The following is a 24560-nucleotide window of genomic DNA, read 5'->3' on the forward strand; positions in this document are numbered from 1 at the left end:
CCTCTCCTCACCCAAGTTCGATCCACGTCGGCGCATGATCGCTCGCTTTCTCCTCGCCTCGCGCCCACTTGTCGACGCCGGCGCCGCGCAGCCGGTCGGAAGCTTCGGGCGAGCAAAGAAGATGATCGAGACGAAAGCCGAGATCGCGCTGCCAGCAGCCCGCCGTATAGTCCCAGAAGGTATAGAGTTTGGGTTCGCGAGGATGGAATGACCGGAGGGCGTCGGTCCATCCCTGGTTGACGATCCGCCGCCACAGCTGACGCGCCTGGGGCTGCATCACGGCGTCGTGCTGCGTTGCCCTTACCGAGAAGACGTCGCGATCCTCAGGAACGACGTTCCAGTCGCCGCAGAGGACCACCGGACGCTCCTCTTCCAGGAGTTCGCCAGCATGGTCGCAAAGCCGCTCCATCCACCGCAGCTTATATTCGAACTTCTCGGTCCCGACGGGATTGCCGTTGGGCAGGTATAGCGAGCCCACGACGACGCCGCCCGCCTCGGCCTCGATGTAGCGACTGTGCGTGTCGTCGGGATCACCGGGCAAGCCCATGCGGCGAAGCTCGGGCGTGTCGCCCTTCGCGAGGACGGCGACGCCGTTGAAGCCCTTCTGGCCATGCCATACGGCACCGTATCCCGCCGCCTCGATGTCGGCGATCGGGAGCGCCTCGTCGGCACACTTCAGTTCCTGGAGGCAGACGATGTCGGGCTTTTCGCGGCCGAGCCACTCGAGGAGGCGCGGAAGGCGCGCGCGGATGCCGTTCAGATTGTAGGTAGCAAGCTTCACGGGCGTTCGCTTAGCCGCCGGAGCTCAGGCAGGAAAGCGCGCGTAGTCCCGCTTCGTGATCCGGTCGACGCAGTCTCTATATTCCTCGAAGCAGCGATCGCCCGGGCGCACCACGCCCAGATCCGAACCGGCGGCAGGATCGACGGGGACAAGCACGATGGGTACGGCCGCTGGAATCAGCTGGGCTCCCTCGCCGGCGGCAAGGGTGAGGAGAATGCCGTTGAGCGACCGGCCGGAGGGCCGGTTGAGGAGCGCCATGCGATACTGGCCCGTACTGATCGTCACGAGGTAGATCGCGCCCGAAAGGTTGGGAAAAGAGACAAAGCCCTTCTGCTCGTAGTCGCTGTCGGTCCGTGCCGCCTCACTGAAGACAAGGTGGCCGTTTGCCTCATCCCAGATGATCGAGGTGAGATAGGCAAAGATCGCCCCGGCCTCACTGAAGGAGGGACGCAGCGTAAGGTAGGTTCCCTCAAGCCACTGGACCGCGGGACGCGCATAGGCGCCCATGGAGGCCGGCGCGAACTGGGTCGCCTCGCCGGCTCCGCGACGCTCGCGCAAACTCGTGCCAAGAGCGTCCTCGAGCCGCACGACGGTTGCCAGCGTGAAGGGGCGCCGGCCCGCAAGGGCCTTCTCCAGCGTCGACAGGCTGACCCTCGCCTCGTCGGCCAGCCACTGCCGGGACTGGCGGCGGCGTGCGAGCTCCTCGCGCACCACTAGCGCCACGGATTGGCTGCCCTCGACACTGAGTTCGCCCTGCATGGAATCGCCCCCGAAACTGCGCACATCTCCGCACAATTCCGCACAACTCGTCAACAATTAGAATCGCCGGTGTCGTCCGGAACGCGAATTTCCAAGAGTTTCCCGTAGCGGGTGAACCGCGGCCGGATCATTAGGCACACAAGCTTCACGACACGAAGTCAAAGGGGAACGTGACCGTGTTCATCAGTCGCGCAAAAGCCGGATTCGGGGGTGTGATAACCGTTGGCGCGGTGCTGCTCGCGATCCAGGCCATAACCGGCATTCAGGCCTTTCCGCTATGAGCCCGCTCTGGTCGGACATAGCGCTAGCTCACGCCGCACGGGCCAAGGTCGAGGAGAACTCGGCCGGGGGCAAGGCGAAGTCTGCGGAGGCCAAGCGGCCTCTGCCGGCGGGCCGCCCGCTGCGGCGTGTGCTTCATCCCAAGCTCAGAACGAGCTTCGCACTCTAGGCAAAAAGAAGAAATCATGATTCCGAAACTGAGCGGCGCCGCTCTGACGCTAGCGGTTGCCCTGTCGCACCCGCTGCAGGGGGCACCGAGCGAGCCGGATCTCGCCACCGTGCGCGCTGCCACGGCGCGGTTCCAGGACGTCCGCGTGGCGTTAGCCGAGGGCTATGTGCGCGATCCGGGCAATATGTGCGTGACTTCCAAAATGATGGGAGGTCCCGCCAATGCCGGCGCGATGGGCATCCACTATTTCCGGCCCGATCTCCTCGGCATCAGCGCGCCGCCCAACCCGCGGGTCAACGGCAACGGCACGCACACGGATTTCCTGAAGCCCAGCGTACTCGTCTACGAGCCGCAAGCCGACGGCTCGCTGAGGCTCGTCGCAGTCGAGAATCTGGTTTTCAGGTGGGCATGGGCGGAGGCCGGCCACAAGGAGCCGCCGAGCTTCCATGGCGTCCGATATGAAATGATGGCCGACGATCCGCACACCAAGGTCGACGAGGCACACATGTTCGAGCCGCATTACGACCTCCACGTGTGGCTCTTCAGGGACAATCCGAGTGGGCAGTTTGCGCCGTTCAACCCCAAGGTCAGCTGCGCGGCGGTAAACGCATCAGCAGGCGAGGTCCACGACCACGCCCGCTAGCTAGACGGAAAAGCTCGAACCGCAGCCGCAGCCCGATTGCGCATTGGGATTGGTCACCTTGAATGCGGCGCCGCCGAGGTCCTCGACGAAATCGACGGCGGAGCCCCGAACGAGGTCCAGGCTGACCGGGTCGACGATGAGCCTGACACCGTCGGTTTCCGCGATTTCGTCGTCGGTCTCGGGCTCTGGCGCTAGCTCGAACTTGTAAGTGAAACCCGCGCAGCCGCCGCCGTCCACCGCGAGGCGCAGGATCGCCGGCTTGTCCTGGCGCGAGGCGATCCAGGCCACGCGCTTGGCGGCGTTCGGCGTAAGAATGATCTGAGGTTCGCTCACGAAGGCGAGATAGGGTGCTCTATCGCACCGGACAAGGAAGGGCGACGGCCATCAGCGAGCCTCGCCCGGCATCTGATCAGTGCTGCCCGCCCGTGGGTCCGCCGATCGCCACCGCGTCCATCGAGGCGGCGCCCGAACGGCGCTGCATGGCGAGGACATAGTCGGTCGACTTCATGAACGGGATCGGGTTGACTGGCCGGCCATCGATGCGGACTTCGTAGTGAAGGTGGTTGCCGGTCGAGCGCCCGGTCGAGCCCATGCGGCCGATCTGCTCGCCGCGGGTCACGTGGTCGCCGGCATGGACCAGGACCGCCGACATGTGGCCATAGCGGGTGACGATACCGCGGCCGTGATCAAGCTCGACCATGTTGCCGTAGCCGCCGCTGTTCCAGCCCGCGCGGAGCACGGTTCCCTCGGCAGTCGCGTAGATGGGCGTGCCGTAAGAACCCGCAAGATCGATCCCGGGATGCATCGCTGCGCCGTGCACGAAGGGATCGGCGCGGACGCCAAAGCCGCTCGTGAATTCAACGTTCACCCTGACGGGCTTGTCGGACGGGATCGCGATCACGCCGTCCTGGAGCTGGTCGAGCTTCTTCCAGCTGTCGAAAAGCGCCTTGAAGGTCGAGTTGCCGGCGGCCTCGAACGGCCCGCCGACCCCTTCGCGGCTGCCGACGCGGGCGGGGGTGATGCCGAGGCGCTTCAGCTCGGCGGCAGTGACCTCGTAACGGACGTCCAGCGCCTTGGCGACCAGCGCCGCCTGCTGGAGCTGCGCCTCCTCGACGCGGGCAAGCGGGCCGTCATTGGCAACGCGGCCGCTCTGGGCGGCCGCGATCAGCTGCGGATCGATCTTCTGGCCTGCAAGTGCTGCCTCGATCAGCCCCTGGCGCTGCTCGATCAGCCGGGCGCGGGCCTCGGTCGCCGCCGGAAGGCTCGCCGCTTGGCCGGCCGTTGCCGAATAGGGACGCGTCACGAGCCGGGCGGTCGCGTAGCTCGCCCAGGCGACCAGACCGAGCATGATCATGAAAAACACCGCCTGAAGCGGTGCGGAAATACGAAATCGGCGAAGCTTGGAACCGTCGTGGATAAACAGGTCGCGGTCGCGAAAAAGGCCCGTTGTTGCGGCCAATACTTGCGTCATCTGATCCCGCTCCACTTTCAGCGCGCGCGCAAAAGCACGTCGCCAAGTCCATCTCTGAAAGGAGCTCCCCAGCCCCAGTGCCAAGCTCGCGTATTGCCCACCGCGTTCTGGCCTGAGCGACACTGCTTTCGGATGGTTAACAAATTCAACCTCTCCCGGCACTCGGTGGGACGAGTCGTCCGGTCGGCGCGGTGAACCGTTCGAATCCCCTTTTTCTGAGGGCAATTTGAACGAATTCAAGCTGTTGTGCAGTGCAGCAACAAAACCCAAAGAATCGGGCGCGAAACATTCGCAGTGCCTTGCCGCGGCCACAATCGACCTTACAAACGGCTCCGGGCCACGCCGTCCCAACGCGGCGCGAGCTCTCTGCGAGGAGAGTAACATGACTGAAGTGACTGCCGCCGCGCCAGAGCTGCGCGTGGCGAAACCAAGAACCAAACCGAAGCGTCCCTATTTCTCGTCCGGACCGTGCGCAAAACCGCCCGGCTGGTCACCCGACAAGCTGGAAACCATCGCGCTCGGCCGTTCGCATCGAGGGAGCGTCGGCAAGGCAAGGCTTTCAGAGGCAATCGAGCGAACGCACGCCCTCCTCGGTCTTCCGCGCGACTACAAGCTCGGCATCGTTCCCGCGTCCGACACGGGTGCGATGGAGCTTGCCATGTGGTCGCTGCTGGGCGCTCGGCCCGTCGTCATGCTCGCCTGGGAGAGCTTCGGCGCCGGGTGGGTGATCGATGTCGCCAAGCAGCTGAAGCTCGACGCGGAAGTGCGGACCGCAGATTATGGACAGATCGCCGAACTTGGGGGCATCGACCCTGCAAGCGACATCGTCTTCACCTGGAACGGCACGACGAGCGGCGTCCGCGTACCCGGTGCCGACTGGATCTCTCCGGACAGAACGGGCCTTTCCATTTGCGATGCAACCTCGGCAGCTTTCGCCCAGCCGATCGACTGGGCGAAGATCGATGTCGGTACCTTCAGTTGGCAGAAGGCGCTCGGAGGCGAGGCTGCGCACGGGATGCTCGTTCTCAGTCCCCGCGCGGTCGAGCGTCTCGAGCGGGAGCCGGCCCCTCGTCCCCTGCCCAAGATCTTCCGGCTGACCAAGGCAGGCGCGCTCATCGAGGGCATCTTCAAGGGCGAGACCATCAACACGCCATCGATGCTGTGTGTCGAGGACTGGCTGTTCGCACTCGGCTGGGCAGAGCAGGCGGGCGGCCTCGAAGGGCTCATAGGCCGCGCCGATGCCAATGCCGCGGCAGTCGACCGGTGGGTGCAGCAATCTTCCTGGATCGAGCATCTGGCCAGAGACCCTGCAATCCGTTCCAACACGTCTGTCTGCCTGCAATTTGCGGATCGCTCCGATGAAGATGCGAACCGCTCGCGCCAGAAGGCCATCGGGCAGCTGCTTGAACGTGAAAGCGCGGCCTTTGACGTCACGGCCTATCGGGATGCGCCCCCCGGTCTTCGGATCTGGTGCGGCGCAACGGTCGAGACGGCCGATATCGAGGCGCTCGGGCCATGGCTCGACTGGGCGTGGGAGGTGACAGCGTGAGCCAGCCTGTCAAAGTCCTCATCGCCGACAAGATGGACCCCCGCGCAGCGGCAATCTTCCGCGATCGCGGGATCATCGTCGATGAAAAGCCCGGTCTCGCACCCGATGAACTCAACGCCATCATCGGCGGCTATGACGGCCTTGCCGTGCGCAGCTCGACCAAGGTCAATGCGGCGGCAATGGATGCGGCGCTGCCCCGCCTCAAGGTGATCGGCCGGGCAGGGATCGGCGTCGATACGATCGACGTCCCCGCGGCATCGGCGCGCGGTATCGTCGTCATGAACACGCCGTTCGGCAATTCGATCACGACTGCAGAGCATGCGATCGCGATGCTCTTCGCGCTCGCCCGGGAAATCCCGCAGGCCAACCAGTCAACCCAGTCGGGCAAGTGGGAGAAGAACCGCTTCATGGGGGTCGAGCTTTCCGGCAAGACGCTGGGGCTCATCGGCTGCGGCAATATCGGCTCGATCGTCGCCGACCGCGCGCACGGCCTCAGGATGAAGGTCGTGGCCTATGACCCCTTTCTCTCACCCGAGCGCGCCGTGGAGCTGGGCGTCGACAAGGTCGAGCTGGATGAGCTCCTCGCGCGTGCTGATTTCATCACTCTTCACACGCCTCTTACCGATCAAACGCGTGGAATTCTCGGGCGCGAAGCCCTTTCAAAGACGAAGAAGGGCGTTCGGATCGTCAATTGCGCGCGGGGCGGCCTCATCGACGAGGCTGCATTGAAGGAGGGGCTGGACAGCGGTCACGTCGCCGGGGCGGCTCTCGACGTGTTCGCTGAGGAGCCGGCCAAGGACAATCCATTGTTCGGGACTCCGGGGCTCATCTGCACACCCCATCTTGGAGCCTCGACAACCGAAGCGCAGGTCAATGTCGCAATCCAGATCGCCGAGCAGATGAGCGATTTTCTGCTGCTCGGCGGCATTACGAACGCGGTCAACGTCCCTTCCCTCTCGGCCGAGGAAGCGCCTCGTCTCAAGCCCTATATGGGCCTTGCAGAGAAGCTCGGCCGGCTAGTGGGGCAGATCGCGGGGACCGAGATCCGCTCGATCGATATCGAGGTCGAAGGGGCCGCAGCAGAGCTCAACATCAAGCCGATCACCGGCGCTGTGCTTGCCGGCGTCATGCGCACCTGGTCGGACACGGTGAACATGGTCAACGCGCCCTATCTTGCAAAGGAGCGGGGCATCGCCGTGCGCGAGATCCGCAATGAGGACGAGGGCGACTATCATACGCTGGTCGCGGTGAAAGTGGGCACCGAGCATGGCGACAAGCGGGTGGAAGGGACCCTGTTCGGCAACCGCGCGCCGCGGCTTGTGAATATCTTCGGCATCCCCGTCGAGGCCGAGCTCACCGGCCAGATGATCTATATCGTCAATGACGATCAGCCCGGCTTCATCGGCTCCCTCGGGACACAGCTGGGAGAAAACCGGATCAACATCGCAACCTTCAACCTCGGCCGCCGCAAGGAAGGCGGCGAAGCCGTGGCGCTCGTCGCCGTCGACGATCCGATCACGCCTGGACTGGCACAGCAGCTCCAGTCCCTGGCCGGCGTCCGCGAAGTGGTGCCGCTGAGCTTCTGAACGACAAAAATTAGGGCGCTCCGCAACAAGCGGAGCGCCCTTCAAGAATTGCGGAATTACTGCGCGTTATTGGTTGTGGCTGCGCCGTTGCGGATCTCGTTGGCCTTCTGCTTGCCTTCGTTCTTGATCGCGGACGCCTCGTTCTTTCCAGCGGCCTTCACGTCCGAAGACGCGTTGCTCGCGTTGGATTCGATCGCCTCGGCGGCGTTGGACGTCGTTGCTTCGACGTTCTCGGCAGCATTGCCATAGGTCGATTCGACGTTTTCGGCGGCCTGCTCGGTTGGACTCTTGTTGCATGCGGCGAGGGCGCCGACGCCGAGCGCAATTGCGAGAATAGTGGTGGACTTCATGAGCATTTCCCCTGTCGTAATGTCCTCGTCCGCTGCGGTGCTCGGACGGAACGGCAATACGCCCAAGACGCGCTTCCGTTCCGCCGAACGAACGATTGGCGTGGCTGGACGCGGCGATCCTTCGCCCCTAGGAGCGCGCGGGCTGCACAGCAGGAAAGCGCAAAAGTGGGAAATGTCACCGTCATCGGCGCCCAATGGGGCGACGAAGGCAAGGGCAAGATCGTCGACTGGCTCGCGAGCCGCGCGGACATGGTCGTCCGTTTCCAGGGGGGCCACAACGCGGGCCACACGCTGGTCGTCGGAAACCAGACCTACAAGCTCTCGCTGCTTCCGTCAGGGATCGTCCGCGGCACGCCCTCGGTCATCGGAAATGGCGTCGTCCTCGATCCCTGGGCTCTCAGGGACGAGGTCCAGCGGATGCGCGAGCTTGGCGTCGAGGTTACGCCAGATGTGCTGATGATCGCCGAGACGTGCCCCCTGATCCTCCCTATCCACCGCGACCTTGATGCGCTGCGCGAGGATGCCTCGGGTGCCGGCAAGATCGGAACCACCAGGCGCGGCATCGGGCCGGCCTACGAGGACAAGGTCGGCCGCCGCGCCATCCGGGTTTGCGATCTTGCGCATCTTGGCGAACTTGGTCCCCTGCTCGATCGCCTGTGCGCCCATCATGACGCACTTCGCGCCGGCTTTGGCGAACCTCCCGTCGACCGCGAACGCCTCAAGGGCGACCTTGCCAAGATCGCCGACTTCGTCCTGCCCTTCGCAAAGCCGGTCTGGCGCGACCTCGACGAGGCTCGCATCAAGGGCCGCCGCATCCTGTTCGAGGGGGCACAGGGGGTATTGCTCGACGTCGACCACGGCACCTACCCGTTCGTCACCTCTTCGAACACCGTTGCAGGAACCACAGGCCCGGGAAGCGGAATGGGACCCTCGGCCGCCGGCTTCGTGCTCGGCATCGTCAAGGCCTACACCACGCGCGTCGGCTCCGGCCCCTTCCCCACCGAGCAGGACAATGAAACCGGCCAGCGACTGGGCGAACGAGGGCACGAATTCGGCACCGTCACGGGGCGGCGGCGGCGCTGCGGCTGGTTCGACGCCGTCCTGGTGCGCCAGGCCGTTGCGGTCAGCGGGGTTACCGGCGTCGCGCTCACCAAGCTTGACGTTCTCGACGGCTTCGAAACGGTCCGCATCTGCACCGGCTACAGGATCGGCGGACAGCAGGTGGACTACCTCCCGCCCCACGCTGCCGATCAGGCGCGGGTCGAGCCGATCTACGAGGACGTCGAAGGCTGGCCCGGATCGACGCACGGTGCCCGGAGCTGGGCGGACCTTCCAGCCCGGGCGATCAAATATGTCCGAAGGATCGAAGAACTGATCCGCTGTCCGGTCGCGCTCGTCAGCACGTCGCCCGAGCGCGACGACACGATCCTCGTGAGAGATCCGTTCGCCGGCTAGTGCCGAACGGCAAACCAGTCGGCATTCTCGATCGCTGCTTCGCCAACCTTCAGCTGGTCGACCCGCGCGCCCGGCGGACCGTGACGCAAGAGGCTCAGCAGCTTCTCAACCGACTGTTCCGGGCCTTCAACGTGCCCCTCGACCGACCCGTCCGGGCAGTTGCGGATCCAGCCGCCTACCTCGAGGCGATCGGCCTGCTCCTTCGTCCAGGCACGGAAGAATACCCCCTGCACGCGCCCGCTGATGCGGATCATGCGGGCGATCTTCATCAGACCGTCGTTATGTCCGGCGCGTCCTCCGCCTTCATGCCCACGACATTGTAACCGGCATCGACGTGGTGGATCTCGCCCGTGACGCCTGCGGCAAGGTCGCTCAGCAGGTAGAGGCCGGCGCCTCCGACGTCCTCGATCGTGACGTTGCGGCGCAGTGGAGAATTATATTCGTTCCACTTCATGATGTAGCGGAAGTCGCCGATCCCGCTCGCCGCGAGAGTCTTGATGGGGCCTGCCGAGATGGCGTTGACGCGGATGCCCTCGGGGCCAAGATCGGCCGCCAGATACTTCACCGACGTCTCGAGCGCCGATTTCGCGACGCCCATCACATTATAGTGAGGGATGACCTTCTCGGCGCCGTAATAGGTCAGCGTCAGGAGCGATCCGCCAGGTTCCATCAGGGCGCGCGCTCGCTGGGCAACGGCGACGAAGCTGTAGACCGAGATGTTCATGGTCATGAGAAAATTGTCCATCGAGGTATCGACGAACTTGCCCCTCAGCTCATTCTTGTCGGAAAAACCGATGGCGTGGACGACGAAGTCCAGCCTTTCCCATCGCTCCTTCAGACCCGCAAAGGTCTGATCGAGCGCCTTCATATCGGAGACATCGCAATCAACGAGGAGGTCGGAGCCGAGCTCGGCTGCAAGCGGCCGCACGCGTTTCTCGAGCGCTTCGCCCTGATAGGAAAATGCAAGCTCGGCGCCCTGGGCGCTGAGTGACCGGGCGATGCCCCACGCGAGCGAACGGTCGTTGGCAAGGCCCATGATCAGCCCGCGCTTGCCGTGCATCAGTCCATTCAAAGTTGCGGCCCCTCTCTTTGCAGCACCGGTTCCACGTCTTCCCCGGGCTGCGGTTCCTCAACCTCCAGCTCATCGGTGTACGGCCCGGTATATATTTCGCCCTTTAGCGCGGTGGCGCCGGTTTCTGCCAGCGCTGCATTCAGCTCGGCGCCGATGACCACGCCAAGACCAACGACGAAGAAGAAGATGAGCGTGATCATGACGCCCGCAAGGCTTCCGTAGGTGCGGCTGTATCCCCCGAACAGCGAAAGGACGCTCGGAAGGATCTCGACGGTCGCCAGCCACCAGACCGTGATCAGCAGCGCACCCGGCCACTTGCGGCATCGATGCTTGCGATAGCGCGAGGGAGTGAGCGCGTAGAAGAGACCGTAGAAGGTGACGAACAGGGTCACTGCCGGCACCAGCCGGTAGAGGCCCAGCGTCGATGCGACATCCTGCGCCAGCGGGAACCAGCGAATGATCAGCTGGTGGGCGAGGGTCAGGGCCGCGCTCACTGCAAAGGCGAGCATCAGCAGCAGCACCGCTCCAACGATCATGAGCATCGAACCGAGACGGTATTCCCAGAAAGGGGCGCAGAATTTGACGCCGTACGCCCTCCTCAGGATATCGCGGATCGTCTCGATGAAGCTCGTCGCCGTCCACAGGCCGACGATCGCGCCCAGCCACAGCAGCGTGCCGGTCCGGACCGTCAGGACCTCCTGGATCGGTTCCCGAAGGGTCGAAGCGACGTCGGGAGGAAGCCGGCGAAGGACATTGGTCACCGTCAGCGCGGCGTCCTGGTTCTCCCCGACGATGTGAGCAACGGCCGCAGCGACGATGAAAAAGGGGAACAGGGCGACGATGGAGAGATAGGCGAGATTGCCGGCGTGGATGAAGCCGTCGTTGTAGACGCCAATCGCGACCCGCTGGACGACCCTCCAGGCGGTAAGGCGCGGCTTCAGCTTTTCCTCGACCTCCGTCCCGAAGGCCGCACGCATGCTCGCGAGGCGCTTGCGCCGGGCCTCGGGCGATTCAGGAGAAAGATCGCGCATCCGGCGCCGCTAAACTCCGAATGGAGCCCGCGGGTTGCCGCCGCCGTCCCAGCTTTCCGCGAATCGTTCGAGCTCCGGATCACCCTGCGGTATCGCGACCTCCAGGGTCACCAGCTGGTCGCCGCGCTTGCCGTCCTTACCGACGAAGCCCCGGCCCTTGAGCCGCAGCACCTTGCCCGAGCTGGTCCCTTTGGGGACGGTGAGCATGACGGGGCCCTCGGGCGTCGGCGCCTTCACCTTGGCGCCGATGACGGCTTCCTTGAGGGTGACCGGCAGCTCGAGGCGAATATTCGTCCCCTCGCGGGTGAAGAAGCGGTGCGGTGCAACCTCGATGGTCACGATCGCGTCCCCGCGACCGTCCGGACCTTCTTCTCCCTTGCCCGCCAGCCTGATCCTCGTGCCGTCTTCAAGGCCGTTGGGAAGCTTGAGGTCGATGGTCTTGCCGTCAGCCAGCGTGATCCGCTGCGGCTTCAGCGCGACTGCATCCTCGAAGGGTATCTTCAGGCGATAGGCGACGTCTGCGCCCTTCTGCGGCATCCGCGACCGCTGGCGGAAGCCGCTGAACGGGCCGCCTCGAGCACGCGCGCCGCCTCCCGGAGCGCCGCCGAAGAGGCCTTCGAAGAGGTCGCTGAGATCGGCCCCGTCGGCGCCGCCGAAGTTGAAATTCTCGAAGCCCTGCCCGGCGCCTGGCTGCGGGCCACCCGCTCCGCTCGAATAGCCTCCGAAGCCCGCGCCGAAGGGCATCTTGGGATTGCCCTCCTCGTCGATTTCACCGCGGTCGTAGCGGGCGCGCTTGTCCTTGTCCGACAACAGGTCGTAGGCGTGGGTTACCTCGCCGAACCTTTTGGCGGCGTTCGGATTATCCTTGTTCCGATCGGGGTGAAGCTGCTTTGCGAGGCTCCGATAGGCTTTCTTGATCTCAGCCTCGCTCGCCCCGCGCTTCAGTCCCAGACGCTGGTAGAGGTCGAGTGCCATTGTCCTCCCATGCCGCAACAGTACTTGCCTGACCAGATGGGTTGCAGTGCGCGCAAGGCCAAGCCTAAGGCCCCGTTTCAATGACCGATCCGCTCGCTCTCTTCGACAAATGGTTTGCCGAGGCGCGGGCCGCCGAACTTAGCGACCCCGAGGCAATGGCGCTTGCAACGGTGAACGAGGCAGGAAGGCCGAGCGTTCGCATGGTGCTGCTGAAGGGGCATGGCCAGGACGGCTTCGTCTTCTACACGAATGAGGAGAGCGCAAAGGGCCGCGAACTCGCCCGAAACCCCAACGCGGCATTGCTCTTTCACTGGAAGTCGCTTCGGCGGCAGGTGCGCCTCGAGGGAGCCGTCGCGCGGGTGTCGAACGCCGAGGCGGACGCCTATTTTGCAACCCGCGCCCGCGATTCGCAGCTCGGCGCCTGGGCTTCCGACCAGTCCCGCCCGCTCGCCAATCGCTCGACGTTCGAGGCCCGCTTCGAGGAAATGAAGCGGCGCTTCGAGGGCCGCGACGTCCCGCGCCCGCTCAACTGGGGCGGCTACCGCCTTGTGCCAGACCGGATCGAGTTCTGGACCGACCGTGAGCATCGGCTGCACGAGCGTCGCCTGTTCGTCCGTGACGGTGACAGCTGGACCGAGGGGCTGCTTTACCCGTGACGACGGCAAAGACCACAGCGGAGCATTCCGTTCATTCGACGCGTGCGGCGCTTGCAAGCGTGACCCTTGCCCTCGTGCTCCTCGTCGCCAAGAGCTGGGCTGCCTACCAGACCGATTCAACCGCAATGCTGGGATCGCTCGCCGACACGGCCCTCGACGTCATCGCGAGCCTGACGACACTGATGGGCGTCAGGATCGCCGCCCAGCCGGCCGATCTCGACCACCGCTTCGGCCACGGCAAGGCGGAGGCACTGGTCGCACTTGCGCAGGTCGCACTCATCACGGTCTCGGCGATCGGCATCATGTGGCGCGCGGCCGACCGGCTGACGCACGGTGCCCAGACCGAGGCGATGGGCTTGGGCATCGTCGTATCGATCCTCGCCATCGCAATGACGATCCTGCTCCTTTGGTACCAGCGGGCAGTGATCGCACGCACCGGATCGGTCGCGATCAAGACCGACAATGTCCACTACAAGTCAGATCTCCTGCTGAATGGCGCGGTGATCGTCGCGCTCCTCCTCGACCAGGCCCTGCACATTGCCGGGGCCGACGCCATCTTCGGCATCATTATCGCGCTCTGGCTACTTGCAGGTGCGTACCGTGCCTCGAGAGAAGCGGTAAACCAGCTCATGGACCGGGAATGGCCCGAAGAGGAGCGGCAGCAATTCCTCGACGCCGCGGCTCGATTCGAGGAGCTCCGGGGTCTTCACGACCTTCGCACGCGAAAGAGCGGGACCCTGCGCTTCGTCCAGTTCCACGTCTGGGTACCTGCAGACTGGACCGTTCAGGAAGCGCACGACCGCCTCGACCATGCCGAGGAGCAGTTGCAGCAGGTCTTCCCGGATCTCGAGATCCTGATCCACGTGGATCCCGAAGGTCAGTTCGACAGGGAAACCCTTCTCCCGCAGGAAATCACGGAGCAAGCCTCTTGACGACCACTCCCTTCTTTCAGGTCGATGCCTTCGCCGAGCGGCCCCTCACCGGAAATCCGGCGGCTGTCATGCCGCTCGAGAAGTGGCTCGACGATCGGCTGATGCAGGCGATCGCCGCCGAGAACAATCTTAGCGAAACCGCCTTCACCGTCCCAAGCGCGAAGGACGATGCGGATTTCGACCTCCGGTGGTTCACGCCCGCTGCTGAAGTCGAGCTCTGCGGCCACGCGACGCTTGCGGCCGGCCACATTTTGATGACCGGACAGTCGGTGCGATTCTCCACCAAGTCGGGCGTCCTCATCGTCAGCCGGCACGAGGATCTTCTCGAGCTCGACATGCGCGCTGCAAGGCTGAGTGAGGTGCGCGAGCCCGAGCTCTGCGCGGCGCTCGGGCTCCCGGACAGCCCGGTCTGGCTGGCCGACGGCTATAATGACGCGGCAATCATCGAAGTCGGCGGCGCAGACGAAGTCCGCGCCTGCAGGCCGGACTTCAAGAGCCTCGCGCGGATCCGGCGAATGCCCGTCGTGACAGCACGCGGCGAGCAGGAGGACGTGATCAGCCGGGTGTTCGTTCCCTATCTCGGCATCGACGAGGATCCCGTCACCGGTTCGGCCCATGCCGCGCTGGTTCCTTACTGGACGGGGCGGCTCGGCCGCAGCGAATTTACCGCGTTCCAGGCAAGCGAGCGCACCGGTGTCCTCCATTGCCGCCTGGAGGGAGACCGGGCGGTCCTCGGCGGCCATTGCCACACGGTCATCGTGGGACAGTTCCAGCTGTGAGCCTCATCGCCCTTCTCGCGCTCGCTGCAGCGAGCCCGCAAGCAGACAGGACCGCAATCCTCTCGACCGTCGCGAGCATGGAAGCCGCATGGAACCGCGGCGACTTTCGCGGCTACATGGCGGGGTTCAGGAACCCGGACGTGATCTTCGTCTCCGGCGGGAAGTTCCAGGACGGCTGGCAAGGGACGCTGGATCATTACGTTCGCGACTATGGCGGTTCGCCCGAGCGGCGCGGGCACCTGCACTTCTACAACATGAAGGTCGACATCCTCGCGCCGGACGCGGCGATGCTCGTGGGCCAGTACCGGCTGGAACGCGGCACTCGAGTGACCGAAGGCGTCAATACCCGCCTGTTCCGGAAGGTGCACGGACGCTGGCTGATCACGGTGAACCACGTCTCGGCATATGACGTGAACCCTATCTTGAACGCGCCAGAAGCTCGCTGAGGTCCTGCCTCCAGAACTTTGCCCAGGTGTGGGTGCCGTGGCCGTGGGTCTCGGCCGTTTCCGGGATCAGCCGAAAGCGGGCCGTCGGCATCCGCTTCAGCGCCTCGGCCGAAACGGGAAGGTTGCGCGGATTGATGAAATCGTCGGCCGAGTTGATCCACATGAGCGGCACCCTGATGCGTTCGAGGCGCGGCCAGGGATTGTAGTTTCGCGACGAGTCCAGCTGGTAGATGAGATCGTTGGCATCGAGCACCTTGATGGCGTTTTCGACGCGCTGCTCGGCATAGGCACTGGCCGTAATCCGGGTCGGATATTGCCTCTGGTAGAGGAGCGGTGCGGATCCCGCCACGAACAGCAGGTTCTCCGCTGCACGCAGCCCGGTCATCGGCTCGGCCGCATAATTGCCGCCCTGCCAGGCGGGATCGGCTTCGATGCCCTTGATCGCGAGCTGCCTCCACATCCGGTTGAGACCCGCGATTTCAATCGGCTCGCACGCGAGCGGCATCAGCGCGCTTGCGAAATCAGGATAGGTCTCGCCCCAGACGAAACTGTGCATGCAGCCCATCGACGTGCCCATTATCAGTCGAAGGTGCGTTATTCCAAGACCTTCGGTCAGCATGCGATGCTGCGCCTCGATCATGTCGTCATAATCGTACTTGGGGAAATGCATCCGCATGCCGTCCGACGGCTTGGAGGAGCCGCCGTGACCGATGTTATCGGGAAGGACTACGTAATAGCGGCCGATATCGAGGGGCTGGCCGGGCCCATAAAGTTCGTCGGCAAACTGGGGCTGGAGGAACTGCTTGCCGGTCCCTCCCGTGCCGTGAAGCACCATCACTGCATTGTCGATCTGCCCGGCGCCGTTGCGGTGCGGCGTTCCAAGCGTGGTGACGTGCATCTTGAGGACGGGTAGCCCCTCGCCGTCGCGAAACCGGAAATCCTTCAGCACGATGTCCTGCTCGCGGATCGGCCAGCTCGGGCGCGGCGCCATAGCGGCCTGGGCGGCAAATAGGGCAAGCAACGCGAACATCGGCCTATCCTTCAAGCTTTGCTTCGAGAGCGTCGAGCAGCGGAAGCTGGCTCGGAAGCATCATCTTGCGGGCTTCGGCAAGTGTCATCCAGCGCCCTTCCTCGACTTCCGGAAACATTTCACGGCGCCCGCTGCGAGGGGGCCACTCCAGCTCGAACTGGTTGGAGCGGATGCGCTTGGCGTCGAGATCACCTTCAACGGCGAAGGCCTGCACGGTCTTGCCGCCCGACTGGCGCACCATGCCGAGCGGAAACGGGACGGCCTCGAGGCGGGTCCCCGTTTCCTCCTCGAACTCGCGCAGCGCGGCCTCGGAAGGCGCTTCTCCCGGTTCGATCGTTCCCTTGGGGATCATCCAGGCGCCCACGTCCTTCTTGCGCCAGTAAGGGCCGCCCGGCCTGATCAGAAGGACCTCGATTTGATCGTTCTGCTGGCGGAACAGCAACACGCCGGCGCTAAGCGGCTGCGGCATCCATGTCGCTCTTACCGAGGCGCTCAGTCTCAGCGATCGATCCGCCGCCAAGGAGCCGGGTGCCCTCGTAGACAACAGCCGCCTGGCCCGGAGCGACGCCATATTCGGGCTGGCGGAAATGGATCCAGTCGCCGGTCCGGCGAGCCGGTACTGCAGCAGCAAGGGAGCGGACCTTGACGCTTACATCCTGCTGGTCCTCCCCCAGCCAGTTCCAGCCCGCAACGCGCAGCGCTGCAACGGCGAGAAAGCGGCGCGGACCGACGACGATCCGCGCCTTGTGAGGCTCGATCCGAACGACATAGAGCGGCTCCTTCTGGCCGCCGATTTCAATGCCCCGGCGCTGCCCGACGGTGAAATGCACGACCCCGCGATGCTGCCCCAGGACGCGGCCATCGAGGTCGACGATCTCCCCGGGCGCTTCGGTTTCCGGCCGCAGGCGCTTCACGAGGCCTGCATAGTCGCCGTCCGGGACGAAGCAGATGTCCTGGCTGTCGGGCTTGGCGGCGACCTCCAGACCGAGCTCTGCTGCGATGCGCCGAACGTCGTCCTTCGGAAGGTCACCGAGCGGGAACCGAAGAAAGTCCAGCTGCGCGCTCGTCGTACCATAGAGAAAATAGCTCTGGTCGCGCCGCGGATCGGCTCCCTTGTGAAGCTCTGCTCGCCCGTCGTTCACTAAGCGGCGCACGTAATGGCCCGTCGCAAGGCAGTCCGCGCCCAGCCCGCGCGCGAAGTCGACCAGATCGACGAACTTCACGCCCTGGTTGCAGCTCGCACAGGGTACCGGCGTTCGTCCCTCGGCATATTCGTCGACGAAGCGGTCGATGACGCCGCTCCTGAAGCGGGTCTCATAGTCGAGGACGTAATGCGCGATGCCGAGCCGCGCAGCGACCGTCCTCGCATCATAGATGTCCTGTCCCGCGCAGCAGGCGCCCGACCGCCGCACGGCTTCACCCTGGTCATAGAGCTGGAGAGTGACGCCGATGACTTCAGCCCCCGTCTGCGCCGCGAGCGCGGCCGTCACGGAGCTGTCGACGCCGCCGGACATGGCGACGACGATCCGGGCATCGCCGACGGGGCGGCCAAGCTGGAAATCGATCGGCATCGGAAAGGTCTTTCCGGGCTCTTTACCCGAATTTCACTCCTCAGGACTAGACGGTCCGGAGGAAAGGCGAACGGGGGGACGGTTTTGGCGCGTTACGAGGGCGACTTTCGCACGACTGCGGGAGAGCCGCTCAGCCTGAACGAGTTGCTCGATCTTCTCGGCACTGCAGCCGAAAAAAGCGGGCACTCACGAGAGGATGCGATCGCTTGCTATCTCTCGGGCGGCGATGGCTGGCGCGACGCGATGAAGCTTCTCGGCGGGACATTTGCGGAAGGGGCCCCAAGGTTAAAGGGACAGAAAGTCGACTGACCAGCGCGTTAACCAGCACGTTTCAGAATATTTTCAACGGGGCCGAATTAAACAGTGGCCAGTAGCAATGATTAAGCAGGTGTGACGGAACAATGCTCGAGAACCAGAAGATTCGTCCGGCGCAGGTCATCGGCCCTCTAGGTGAGCCGCTGACACTCGACTCCTTGCCGCCTGCGAACACGACTCGCTGGGTCGTGCGGCGCAAGGCAGAAGTGGTCGCGGCCGTTGCGGGTGGTCTTCTCTCCGTCGACGAAGCCTGCAAGCGTTATACCTTGAGCCTCGAGGAATTCACGAGCTGGCAGCGTGCGGTCGACCGTAGTGGCATGCCGGGACTTCGCGTGACCCGCATCAAGCAATATCGCGACCAGTACGAACGTCAGCAGCGTTACTGAGACGCCTTGCCGGGGCGCGGGCCGCCCTGACCATCTTTACTGGCGTTTACTAACCAATTTTCTGGACGAACCCTTCCGTTTGCGGAACAATCGCCGCGCATCACGCGTCTGTGGTGCCGCAGGGGCCGCCGGGTAATAGGCGGCCCTCACAACAGGAGGGAAGGCTGATGGGTATTATCATCTGGCTGATCGTCGGCGGAATTTGCGGCTGGCTTGCAAGCCTAATCATGAGGACCGACGCCCAGCAGGGCATCATCCTCAACATCGTCGTAGGCATCATCGGCGCAGTGATCGCAGGGCTGCTTTTTGGTGGCGGGGCATCCCTGAACAACGGGATCACGATCGAGACATTCCTCTATTCGCTGATCGGCGCGGTCATCCTTCTGGCGATCGTCAACCTGGTCCGCAGGGGAACGGTTCGCTAGCAAGAACACAGACAATTGAAGAAAGGGCCGTCCGGGACATGTCCCGGGCGGCCTTTCTTTTAGGCGCTCACTGCAATTCAAAAGTCATTGCAACGCTCACCTGGAGTTTCTGCTGCCCGGGCTCGATCTTCGTCTCCGCGCTCGCCATGCGCGCGCCCATGAGAACCGGCATCGGCTGCGAGGGATATTCCGATTGCTCGCTGATGGCGACCACGCGCACGATGCGAAGGCCAAGGCTGCGGGCATAGAGCTCGGCGCGGCCCCGCGCCGCAGCGATCGCCTTCACTCGCGCTTCGTCCAGCGCGGCTTGCGGCTTGTCGACGACGAGGGTCGGACCGTTGATCTGGTTCGCGCCCTGCGCGACCAGGGCATCGAGAATCTTCCCGGACGCGCGGATATCGCGGAAGCGGACCGTCACATTGTTCGTCGCGGTATAGCCAACGAGCTGCGGGGCCTGGTTCTCCGGATACCGATATTCAGGGTTCAGGCTGACGTTGCTCGTCTGGATATCCTTCTCGTCCACGCCGGCGCGCTTGAGCGCTCCGAGCACCTGGTTCATCCTGTTGGCAGTGTCCTGAATAGCGCCGGCGGCGGTGGCCGAGCGGGCGACGACGCCGGCGGAAATGACCGCCACGTCTGGCACTCGCATGACCTCGCCCGTTGCGGTCACGTCGAGACGGGTGCCCGAAATCGATTGTGTGATGCCTGCCTGCTGGGCCGCAGCAGCCGACGGAATGGCGACTGCGCCAAGCGCAAGCGCCGCGACAAGCGCACTTCTCATTCTTCTTCCCCTGGACATTCGTTCCATGGCGCGAACGATTGCCCGGGCGCCATGGCTGTTTGCTGAACGGCTAGGCGCGCCGACCGGCGACGAGCCGGTAGATGAGAAGCAAGATGAACGCACCGACGATGGCGGCAATAAATCCTGCTCCCTCGCTCTCGGAATACCAGCCGATAGCGTGACCGAGCCAGCCCGCGACGAGGGCGCCGGCGATGCCGAGGAGCACCGTAATGATGCAACCGCCAGGGTCCCTACCCGGCATCAACAGCTTTGCGATCGCGCCGGCAAGTCCGCCGATTACGATCCAGCCGATGATCCCATAATGTTCCATTTGGAGCACCCTTTTGTTAAATGTCGTTCAACCGACCTTCACGTTCGCTGCGGCAACGCCCGCTCGCGAAACAAGTGCCACCGTTAGTCGAAAAGCAGTAGCCCCGGTTAACGGCACGGGGTCTGTTGCACGAGGTGACTTATTGGGCTAATACAGTTCCCCAGGGCCACTCAAGATTCGCAAACAGGCATGGACAGCATGAACAGGGAAACTTCGATTCACTCCTCCGACACCTTGGTGGTCGTGGATCGCTCGCGGCGGCAGCGCCAGATCATCGTTGCGGCAGCGCTTGCCATCATCGTGGTGCTGGTGGTCGTGGGCCTGCTGATGGCGCGCAGTTCGAACAAGCCGGTGCAGGGCGCCGGCGCGGGCCAGGTCCCGTCCGTCAGCGTCATCGTTCCGGGTGAAAGCCAGGTGGGCCGAGTGGTTACTGCAAGCGGTCCGCTCGGAGCAAAGCGTGACCAGCCGGTCGGAATAGCCGGAGCGGGCGGCCGCGTGGTGCGCGTGCTCGTCGATGCCGGCAGCTGGGTTCGTGCAGGACAGGTGCTCGCAGTGGTGGACCGCTCGGTCCAGGCGCAGCAGGCGGCCCAGCAGGCAGCGCAGATCGAAGCTGCAAGGGCCAATGCCGCGCTTGCGCAGTCCAATTACGACCGCGCCGTCGCACTGCTTGGGCGGGGCTTCGTCTCCAAGGCGGAAATCGATTCCAAGCGCGCCGAGCGCGATGCCGCGTTTGCTCAGGTTCGAGTCACGCAGGCCCAGCTTGGCGCAACGCGGGCGCAGATCGGCCAGCTCAATGTCGTTGCGCCAGCCGCCGGCCTGATTCTCGCTCGCAACGTCGAAGTCGGCCAGGTCGTCAGCCCGGGCAGCGGAGCGCTGTTCCGAATGGCCGAAGGCGGCCAGATGGAAATGCGCGCCCAGCTCTCGCAGCAGGACCTTGCATTCGTCCATGTCGGAATGCCCGCGCAGGTCACTCCGGTCGGCTCGGACCGCACCTTTACCGGCCGCGTCTGGCAGGTAGCGCCCGTCATCGATCCGCAATCACGCCTCGGCGACGTCCGCATCGCCGTTCCGTACGATCCCGCCATGCGTCCGGGCGGCTTCGCCCAGGCCCAGATCACGGCCGGAACCACCACGGCACCGATGCTTCCGCAGAGCGCCGTCCAGAGCGATGATCGGGGCAATTACGTCTACATCATCAACAGGAAGAACGAGGTCGAACGCCGCGACATCCACATCGGCACCGTCAATGACAACGGTGTCACCATCGCTTCAGGCCTGTCGGGCAACGAGGCGGTCGTGCTCTCGGCCGGTCCGTTCCTGAACCCGGGTCAGAAGGTCAATCCGCAACGGCAGGCGGCGCGCTGAACAAGGCGCTCGAACGAAAGCAGTAGGCCATGAATTTCCGCAACATCTCGTCCTGGTGCATTCGCAACCCGGTCGGTCCCATCGTGCTGTTCGTCGGGCTGATGCTCGCAGGGCTGATTGCCTTCGCCCGGATGCAGGTCAACAATGCGCCGGACATCGACTTTCCGGCCGCGATCGTCTCCGTATCGCAACCCGGCGCTGCTCCCAACGAACTGGAGACCCAGGTTACCCAGCGGGTCGAATCGGCCGTTCGCGGAATAACCGGCGTCGACGAGATCAACAGCACGGTGAACGAGGGCAACAGCACGACCTTCGTCACCTTCCAGCTCGGAACTCCAACGGACCGGGCCGTCAACGACGTTCGCAATGCGATCTCGCAGATCCGGAGTAACCTCCCCGAGGGCATCCTCGAGCCGCAGATCACCCGCGTCGACGCCGAGGACGAACCGATCTCCTACATCGGCGCGCAGACGACCGACATGACGCTCGAGCAGCTCAGCTGGTATATCGACAACACGGTCGCAAAGCGCCTGCTCGGCCTCGAGGGCGTGGCGGCAGTCAGCCGCGTCGGCGGCGTCGACCGCACGGTCCGGGTCACCCTCGACCCCGCCGCGCTCCAGGCCCAGGGGATTACGGCCGCGCAGGTCAACCAGCAGCTCCGGCAGAGCAACATGAACGGCGCCGGCGGCAGAGCCGAGATCGCCGGCTCCGAGCAGTCGGTCCGCGTGCTCGGAAATGCCCAGGACGCCTATCAGCTGTCGCAGACCCAGATCGCGCTTCCAGGGGGCCGGTTCGTCCGGCTTGCCGACCTCGGCGACGTCAAGGACAGCAATTCCGAGCAGCGATCATTGGCCAAGATGAACGGCCGCCAGGTCGTCACGTTCATGATCCAGCGCGCCAAGGGCTCGTCGGAAGTCACCGCTTACGACAATGCCTGGCGCGAACTGAGGAAGCTCGAGAAGGAAAACCCCAAGGTCCACTTCTCCGAGGTCTTCAACACCGTCGACTATACGAAGGCGCAGTACCGCTCGGCCATGGAAGGCCTGATCGAGGGCGCTGCACTTGCGGTTCTCGTCGTCCTGCTCTTCCTTCGCGACATCCGCGCGACCGCCATTTCGGCCGTGTCCATCCCGCTCTCGGCCATCCCCGCCTTCTGGTTCATGAGCCTCATGGGCATCACCATGAACTTCATGTCGACCATGGCGATGGGCCTCGTTGCCGGCGTCCTCGTCGACGATGCCATCGTCGAGATCGAAAATATCGTCCGCCACATGCGCATGGGCAAATCGGCCTATCAGGCTGCGCTGGACGCGGCCGACGAGATCGGCCTTGCGGTGCTCGCGACGACCATGGCGATCGTCGCGGTATTCCTGCCGGTCGCGCTGATGCCCGGCATTGCCGGCCAATATTTCAAGGCATTCGGCTTCACCGTCGTTCTGTCGGTGCTGATGAGCCTGTTCGTCGCCCGGATGATCACGCCGCTGATCGCGGCCTATTTCCTGCGTTCGCACGGCGCCCAGCCGCACGCTGCGTGGAAGTGGATGGACGTCTATCTGAAGGTCCTCAACTGGAGCCTCGATACGACCAAGGCCAACGCGCTTCTTGCACGGTTGCCGAGCGTGCCGCGCAAGTTCGGTTATTACGCGATCGGGGCCCTCCTCCTGTTGCCCGTCATCGCCGTGTTCGTCGGCGGCATCGGCGGCGTGATGGCCGGCCTTGGCAAGGCAAGCATCCCAGGAGCGATCGGATTTGCGATTGCCGTCCTTGTCGCCATGGGCCTTGCATGGGCTGCCGCGAAGCTCATCGGATTTCTCGTGCAGACTTTCGGAAGCAGCGGCTTTGCCAATTGGCACGGGATATTCGCTGCGCGCTGGAATGCCCGGATGAAGGACCACAGGCTGACGATGGTCGGAGCGGGGCTTGCAACGTTGCTCCTGAGCGTCGTCCTGTTCGGTACCCTGTCACTTTCCTTCTTCCCGCCCCAGAACGATGATTATTCACGGGTGAACATCACGCTGCCGCCGGGAAGCACCCTCAAGCAGACCGAAGCGGCAACCGACCGGGTCGCAGCGCTCGTCTCCAAGGATCCCAATGTCGAGCGCGTGTTCGAGCGCGTGAACGTCGCGACCGGCAGGGTCAACATCGTCCTCAAGAAGAGCAGGAAGGTCACGAGCACCGAGTTCGAGCGGAACCTCGCCCCGACGCTTTCGGCTTTCCCTGACGCACGCGTCAGCTTCATGAGCCAGAACGGCGGCGGGCCGGACAATGACCAGCGCGACATCATGCTGTACCTGGGCGGCGACGATCCGGTTCAGCTGACCGAAGTTGCAAACCGGATCGCCAAGGAGATGGAAACTGTGCCCGGCCTTCGCGCACCGCGCGTCGGCAGCCAGCTTGCCCAGCCCGAGATCACCATCAAGCCGCGCTTCGACCTCGCTGCCGATCTCGGCGTGACGACGTCGGCGCTGAGCCAGACGGTCCGCATCGCGACCCTTGGCGACATCGAGCAGAACAGCGCGAAATTCTCGCTGTCCGATCGCCAGGTGCCGATCCAGGTCTCGCTTTCGGAGAATGCCCGGCGCGACATCCAGACGCTCGAGAACCTGCCCGTTCCGACCTCGTCAGGTGGATCGGTGCCGCTGAAGGCGGTTGCGCAGATCGGGTTCGGCTCGGGTCCGACCACCATCCAGCGCTCGAACCAGCTGCGCCGGGTCGCGATCGGAGCGGATCTCGCGCCGGGCGTCGTCGAGGGTGACGTGTGGGCCAAGGTCTACCAGCTGCCGAGCTTCAAGAACCTGCCGCAGGGCGTGCAGAAGATGAACCTCGGCAACCAGAAGTGGCAGTCGGAGCTCTTGTTCAACTTCGCCGTCGCGCTGGTCGCGGGTGTGCTGCTCGTGTTCGCGGTGCTGGTGCTGCTCTATCGCCGCTTCCTCGCGCCGTTCGTGAACATGGGCTCGCTGATCCTGGCGCCGCTCGGTGCGGCGATCGCGCTGCACATTTCGGGCCAGCCGATCTCGCTGTTCGTCCTCATCGGCATCCTCATGCTGTTCGGCATCGTCGCCAAGAACTCGATCCTGCTGGTCGACTTCGCAGTCGAGATGATGAACCATGGAATGGCAAAGAACGCAGCGATCTGGGAAGCCGGCCACAAGCGTGCGCAGCCGATCGTCATGACCACGGTCGCAATGGTCGCGGGCATGCTTCCGACGGCGGTGTCGGTTAGCGGCGACAACAGCTGGCGCGCCCCGATGGGCATCACCGTCATCGGAGGCCTCATCTTCTCGACGCTCCTGACCTTGGTGCTCGTCCCTGCCTATTTCTCGATCGCGATCTCTATCGAGACGCGGGCGGGCAAGCTGTTCCACCGCTTCGTTGGAAGCGACGCACACGCAGGCGGACAACCAGTACCAGCGGAATAGTCGG

27 protein-coding genes are annotated in these 24560 nt (G+C 64.3%); 13 read left to right on the forward strand and 14 right to left on the reverse strand.

All coding sequences use genetic code 11. The features are described from left to right. Positions 1-7 precede the first annotated feature (7 nt). Both xth and V8192_RS11385 read right to left on the reverse strand, forming a co-directional pair. Positions 8-781 carry an exodeoxyribonuclease III gene (xth, locus tag V8192_RS11380; protein WP_341633184.1) on the reverse strand — a complete coding sequence of 258 codons (774 nt, stop codon included), beginning with the start codon at positions 779-781 and terminating at the stop codon, positions 8-10. A 24-nt stretch (positions 782-805) separates the two neighbouring features. Next, positions 806-1540 (reverse strand): helix-turn-helix domain-containing protein, encoded by a 735-nt coding sequence (locus V8192_RS11385; RefSeq protein ID WP_341633185.1) that lies wholly within the window; start codon positions 1538-1540, stop codon positions 806-808. Between the two features lie 464 nt (positions 1541-2004). Here V8192_RS11385 and V8192_RS11390 point away from each other — a divergent pair, with 464 nt between their 5' ends. Beyond that, positions 2005-2631: a hypothetical protein gene (locus V8192_RS11390; RefSeq protein WP_341633186.1), complete on the forward strand. Its 627-nt coding sequence runs from the start codon at positions 2005-2007 to the stop codon at positions 2629-2631. Here V8192_RS11390 and V8192_RS11395 read toward each other — a convergent pair whose 3' ends face one another. Both V8192_RS11395 and V8192_RS11400 read right to left on the reverse strand, forming a co-directional pair. After that, positions 2632-2964: a HesB/IscA family protein gene (locus tag V8192_RS11395; protein ID WP_341633187.1), complete on the reverse strand. Its 333-nt coding sequence runs from the start codon at positions 2962-2964 to the stop codon at positions 2632-2634. A gap of 76 nt (positions 2965-3040) precedes the next feature. Further along, on the reverse strand, positions 3041-4102 hold the full coding sequence (locus V8192_RS11400; RefSeq protein WP_341633188.1) for a M23 family metallopeptidase: 1062 nt from the start codon (positions 4100-4102) through the stop codon (positions 3041-3043). Between the two features lie 382 nt (positions 4103-4484). On the opposite strand from V8192_RS11400, the gene V8192_RS11405 reads away from it, so the two are divergent. After that, a complete protein-coding gene (locus V8192_RS11405; RefSeq protein WP_341633189.1) occupies positions 4485-5651 on the forward strand; it encodes a phosphoserine transaminase in 1167 nt (388 codons plus the stop codon). Then, complete coding sequence (gene serA, locus V8192_RS11410; RefSeq protein ID WP_341633190.1) at positions 5618-7237, forward strand: phosphoglycerate dehydrogenase; 1620 nt, start codon at positions 5618-5620, stop codon at positions 7235-7237. Before V8192_RS11405 ends, serA begins: the two co-directional genes overlap by 34 nt. Before the next feature lie 56 nt (positions 7238-7293). Here serA and V8192_RS11415 read toward each other — a convergent pair whose 3' ends face one another. Next, positions 7294-7587 carry a hypothetical protein gene (locus V8192_RS11415; protein WP_341633191.1) on the reverse strand — a complete coding sequence of 98 codons (294 nt, stop codon included), beginning with the start codon at positions 7585-7587 and terminating at the stop codon, positions 7294-7296. Between the two features lie 165 nt (positions 7588-7752). Here V8192_RS11415 and V8192_RS11420 point away from each other — a divergent pair, with 165 nt between their 5' ends. Continuing rightward, a complete protein-coding gene (locus V8192_RS11420) occupies positions 7753-9042 on the forward strand; it encodes an adenylosuccinate synthase (RefSeq protein ID WP_341633192.1) in 1290 nt (429 codons plus the stop codon). Here V8192_RS11420 and V8192_RS11425 read toward each other — a convergent pair. The 4 genes from V8192_RS11425 to V8192_RS11440 are packed head-to-tail and all read right to left on the reverse strand — an operon-like array spanning position 9039 to position 12120. Continuing rightward, complete coding sequence (locus V8192_RS11425) at positions 9039-9311, reverse strand: acylphosphatase (protein WP_341633193.1); 273 nt, start codon at positions 9309-9311, stop codon at positions 9039-9041. The genes V8192_RS11420 and V8192_RS11425 overlap by 4 nt on opposite strands. Then, positions 9311-10114 (reverse strand): enoyl-ACP reductase FabI, encoded by an 804-nt coding sequence (gene fabI, locus V8192_RS11430; protein WP_341633194.1) that lies wholly within the window; start codon positions 10112-10114, stop codon positions 9311-9313. The genes V8192_RS11425 and fabI overlap by 1 nt, the downstream gene beginning before the upstream one ends. Continuing rightward, positions 10111-11145 carry a YihY/virulence factor BrkB family protein gene (locus tag V8192_RS11435; RefSeq protein ID WP_341633195.1) on the reverse strand — a complete coding sequence of 345 codons (1035 nt, stop codon included), beginning with the start codon at positions 11143-11145 and terminating at the stop codon, positions 10111-10113. Before V8192_RS11435 ends, fabI begins: the two co-directional genes overlap by 4 nt. Positions 11146-11154: 9 nt before the next feature. After that, positions 11155-12120, reverse strand: coding sequence for a DnaJ C-terminal domain-containing protein (locus tag V8192_RS11440; RefSeq protein ID WP_341633196.1), 966 nt, complete (start codon positions 12118-12120; stop codon positions 11155-11157). Positions 12121-12200: 80 nt separating this feature from the next. Here V8192_RS11440 and pdxH point away from each other — a divergent pair, with 80 nt between their 5' ends. Genes pdxH through V8192_RS11460 form a run of 4 tightly spaced genes read left to right on the forward strand, consistent with a single transcriptional unit; the run spans position 12201 to position 14933 of the window. Next, positions 12201-12776 carry a pyridoxamine 5'-phosphate oxidase gene (pdxH, locus tag V8192_RS11445; RefSeq protein ID WP_341633197.1) on the forward strand — a complete coding sequence of 192 codons (576 nt, stop codon included), beginning with the start codon at positions 12201-12203 and terminating at the stop codon, positions 12774-12776. Then, complete coding sequence (locus tag V8192_RS11450; protein WP_341633198.1) at positions 12773-13708, forward strand: cation diffusion facilitator family transporter; 936 nt, start codon at positions 12773-12775, stop codon at positions 13706-13708. Before pdxH ends, V8192_RS11450 begins: the two co-directional genes overlap by 4 nt. Further along, a complete protein-coding gene (locus V8192_RS11455) occupies positions 13705-14487 on the forward strand; it encodes a PhzF family phenazine biosynthesis protein (protein WP_341633199.1) in 783 nt (260 codons plus the stop codon). Before V8192_RS11450 ends, V8192_RS11455 begins: the two co-directional genes overlap by 4 nt. Then, entirely contained in the window at positions 14484-14933 is a 450-nt protein-coding gene (locus V8192_RS11460; RefSeq protein WP_341633200.1) for a YybH family protein, read from the forward strand. The genes V8192_RS11455 and V8192_RS11460 overlap by 4 nt, the downstream gene beginning before the upstream one ends. Here V8192_RS11460 and V8192_RS11465 read toward each other — a convergent pair. From V8192_RS11465 to mnmA, 3 genes are read right to left on the reverse strand one after another with little or no spacing between them, the layout of a single operon-like run. Then, entirely contained in the window at positions 14905-15963 is a 1059-nt protein-coding gene (locus tag V8192_RS11465; RefSeq protein WP_373276343.1) for an alpha/beta fold hydrolase, read from the reverse strand. The two genes, V8192_RS11460 and V8192_RS11465, sit on opposite strands and share 29 nt — an antisense overlap. 4 nt (positions 15964-15967) lie before the next feature. Further along, a complete protein-coding gene (locus tag V8192_RS11470) occupies positions 15968-16432 on the reverse strand; it encodes an NUDIX hydrolase (RefSeq protein WP_341633201.1) in 465 nt (154 codons plus the stop codon). Beyond that, positions 16416-17534: a tRNA 2-thiouridine(34) synthase MnmA gene (gene mnmA, locus V8192_RS11475; RefSeq protein WP_341633202.1), complete on the reverse strand. Its 1119-nt coding sequence runs from the start codon at positions 17532-17534 to the stop codon at positions 16416-16418. The genes V8192_RS11470 and mnmA overlap by 17 nt, the downstream gene beginning before the upstream one ends. A gap of 84 nt (positions 17535-17618) precedes the next feature. On the opposite strand from mnmA, the gene V8192_RS11480 reads away from it, so the two are divergent. The 3 genes from V8192_RS11480 (at position 17619) to V8192_RS11490 (ending at position 18660) form a co-directional block, all read left to right on the forward strand. Further along, positions 17619-17843 (forward strand): hypothetical protein, encoded by a 225-nt coding sequence (locus V8192_RS11480; protein WP_341633203.1) that lies wholly within the window; start codon positions 17619-17621, stop codon positions 17841-17843. A 92-nt stretch (positions 17844-17935) separates the two neighbouring features. After that, on the forward strand, positions 17936-18235 hold the full coding sequence (gene sciP / locus V8192_RS11485) for a CtrA inhibitor SciP (protein ID WP_341633204.1): 300 nt from the start codon (positions 17936-17938) through the stop codon (positions 18233-18235). A 167-nt stretch (positions 18236-18402) separates the two neighbouring features. Beyond that, a complete protein-coding gene (locus tag V8192_RS11490; RefSeq protein ID WP_341633205.1) occupies positions 18403-18660 on the forward strand; it encodes a GlsB/YeaQ/YmgE family stress response membrane protein in 258 nt (85 codons plus the stop codon). 67 nt (positions 18661-18727) lie between these two features. On the opposite strand, the gene V8192_RS11495 is transcribed toward V8192_RS11490, so the two are convergent. After that, positions 18728-19441 carry an SIMPL domain-containing protein gene (locus V8192_RS11495; RefSeq protein ID WP_341633206.1) on the reverse strand — a complete coding sequence of 238 codons (714 nt, stop codon included), beginning with the start codon at positions 19439-19441 and terminating at the stop codon, positions 18728-18730. A 70-nt stretch (positions 19442-19511) separates the two neighbouring features. Next, complete coding sequence (locus V8192_RS11500; protein WP_341633207.1) at positions 19512-19772, reverse strand: GlsB/YeaQ/YmgE family stress response membrane protein; 261 nt, start codon at positions 19770-19772, stop codon at positions 19512-19514. Positions 19773-19970: 198 nt separating this feature from the next. Between V8192_RS11500 and V8192_RS11505 the strand changes: the two genes are divergently transcribed. Continuing rightward, positions 19971-21137, forward strand: coding sequence for an efflux RND transporter periplasmic adaptor subunit (locus tag V8192_RS11505; protein WP_341633208.1), 1167 nt, complete (start codon positions 19971-19973; stop codon positions 21135-21137). A gap of 29 nt (positions 21138-21166) precedes the next feature. After that, a complete protein-coding gene (locus tag V8192_RS11510) occupies positions 21167-24556 on the forward strand; it encodes an efflux RND transporter permease subunit (RefSeq protein WP_341633209.1) in 3390 nt (1129 codons plus the stop codon). Positions 24557-24560 lie beyond the last annotated feature (4 nt).

The sequence above is a fragment of the Sphingomonas agri genome, assembly GCF_038148795.1.
In the GTDB taxonomy this organism is placed as follows: Bacteria; Pseudomonadota; Alphaproteobacteria; order Sphingomonadales; family Sphingomonadaceae; genus Sphingomicrobium; species Sphingomicrobium agri.

What these genes read in the sequence shown, in the direction of transcription:
- V8192_RS11385 (WP_341633185.1), bottom strand. Translation starts at nt 1,540, where the DNA reads ATGCAGGGCGAACTCAGTGTCGAGGGCAGCCAATCCGTGGCGCTAGTG.
- V8192_RS11390 (WP_341633186.1), top strand. Translation starts at nt 2,005, where the DNA reads ATGATTCCGAAACTGAGCGGCGCCGCTCTGACGCTAGCGGTTGCCCTG.
- V8192_RS11400 (WP_341633188.1), bottom strand. Translation starts at nt 4,102, where the DNA reads ATGACGCAAGTATTGGCCGCAACAACGGGCCTTTTTCGCGACCGCGAC.
- V8192_RS11405 (WP_341633189.1), top strand. Translation starts at nt 4,485, where the DNA reads ATGACTGAAGTGACTGCCGCCGCGCCAGAGCTGCGCGTGGCGAAACCA.
- serA (WP_341633190.1), top strand. Translation starts at nt 5,618, where the DNA reads ATGGCTCGACTGGGCGTGGGAGGTGACAGCGTGAGCCAGCCTGTCAAA.
- V8192_RS11415 (WP_341633191.1), bottom strand. Translation starts at nt 7,587, where the DNA reads ATGAAGTCCACCACTATTCTCGCAATTGCGCTCGGCGTCGGCGCCCTC.
- V8192_RS11425 (WP_341633193.1), bottom strand. Translation starts at nt 9,311, where the DNA reads ATGAAGATCGCCCGCATGATCCGCATCAGCGGGCGCGTGCAGGGGGTA.
- V8192_RS11435 (WP_341633195.1), bottom strand. Translation starts at nt 11,145, where the DNA reads ATGCGCGATCTTTCTCCTGAATCGCCCGAGGCCCGGCGCAAGCGCCTC.
- V8192_RS11440 (WP_341633196.1), bottom strand. Translation starts at nt 12,120, where the DNA reads ATGGCACTCGACCTCTACCAGCGTCTGGGACTGAAGCGCGGGGCGAGC.
- pdxH (WP_341633197.1), top strand. Translation starts at nt 12,201, where the DNA reads ATGACCGATCCGCTCGCTCTCTTCGACAAATGGTTTGCCGAGGCGCGG.
- V8192_RS11465 (WP_373276343.1), bottom strand. Translation starts at nt 15,963, where the DNA reads ATGTTCGCGTTGCTTGCCCTATTTGCCGCCCAGGCCGCTATGGCGCCG.
- V8192_RS11470 (WP_341633201.1), bottom strand. Translation starts at nt 16,432, where the DNA reads ATGCCGCAGCCGCTTAGCGCCGGCGTGTTGCTGTTCCGCCAGCAGAAC.
- mnmA (WP_341633202.1), bottom strand. Translation starts at nt 17,534, where the DNA reads ATGCCGATCGATTTCCAGCTTGGCCGCCCCGTCGGCGATGCCCGGATC.
- sciP (WP_341633204.1), top strand. Translation starts at nt 17,936, where the DNA reads ATGCTCGAGAACCAGAAGATTCGTCCGGCGCAGGTCATCGGCCCTCTA.
- V8192_RS11490 (WP_341633205.1), top strand. Translation starts at nt 18,403, where the DNA reads ATGGGTATTATCATCTGGCTGATCGTCGGCGGAATTTGCGGCTGGCTT.
- V8192_RS11495 (WP_341633206.1), bottom strand. Translation starts at nt 19,441, where the DNA reads ATGAGAAGTGCGCTTGTCGCGGCGCTTGCGCTTGGCGCAGTCGCCATT.
- V8192_RS11500 (WP_341633207.1), bottom strand. Translation starts at nt 19,772, where the DNA reads ATGGAACATTATGGGATCATCGGCTGGATCGTAATCGGCGGACTTGCC.
- V8192_RS11505 (WP_341633208.1), top strand. Translation starts at nt 19,971, where the DNA reads ATGAACAGGGAAACTTCGATTCACTCCTCCGACACCTTGGTGGTCGTG.
- V8192_RS11510 (WP_341633209.1), top strand. Translation starts at nt 21,167, where the DNA reads ATGAATTTCCGCAACATCTCGTCCTGGTGCATTCGCAACCCGGTCGGT.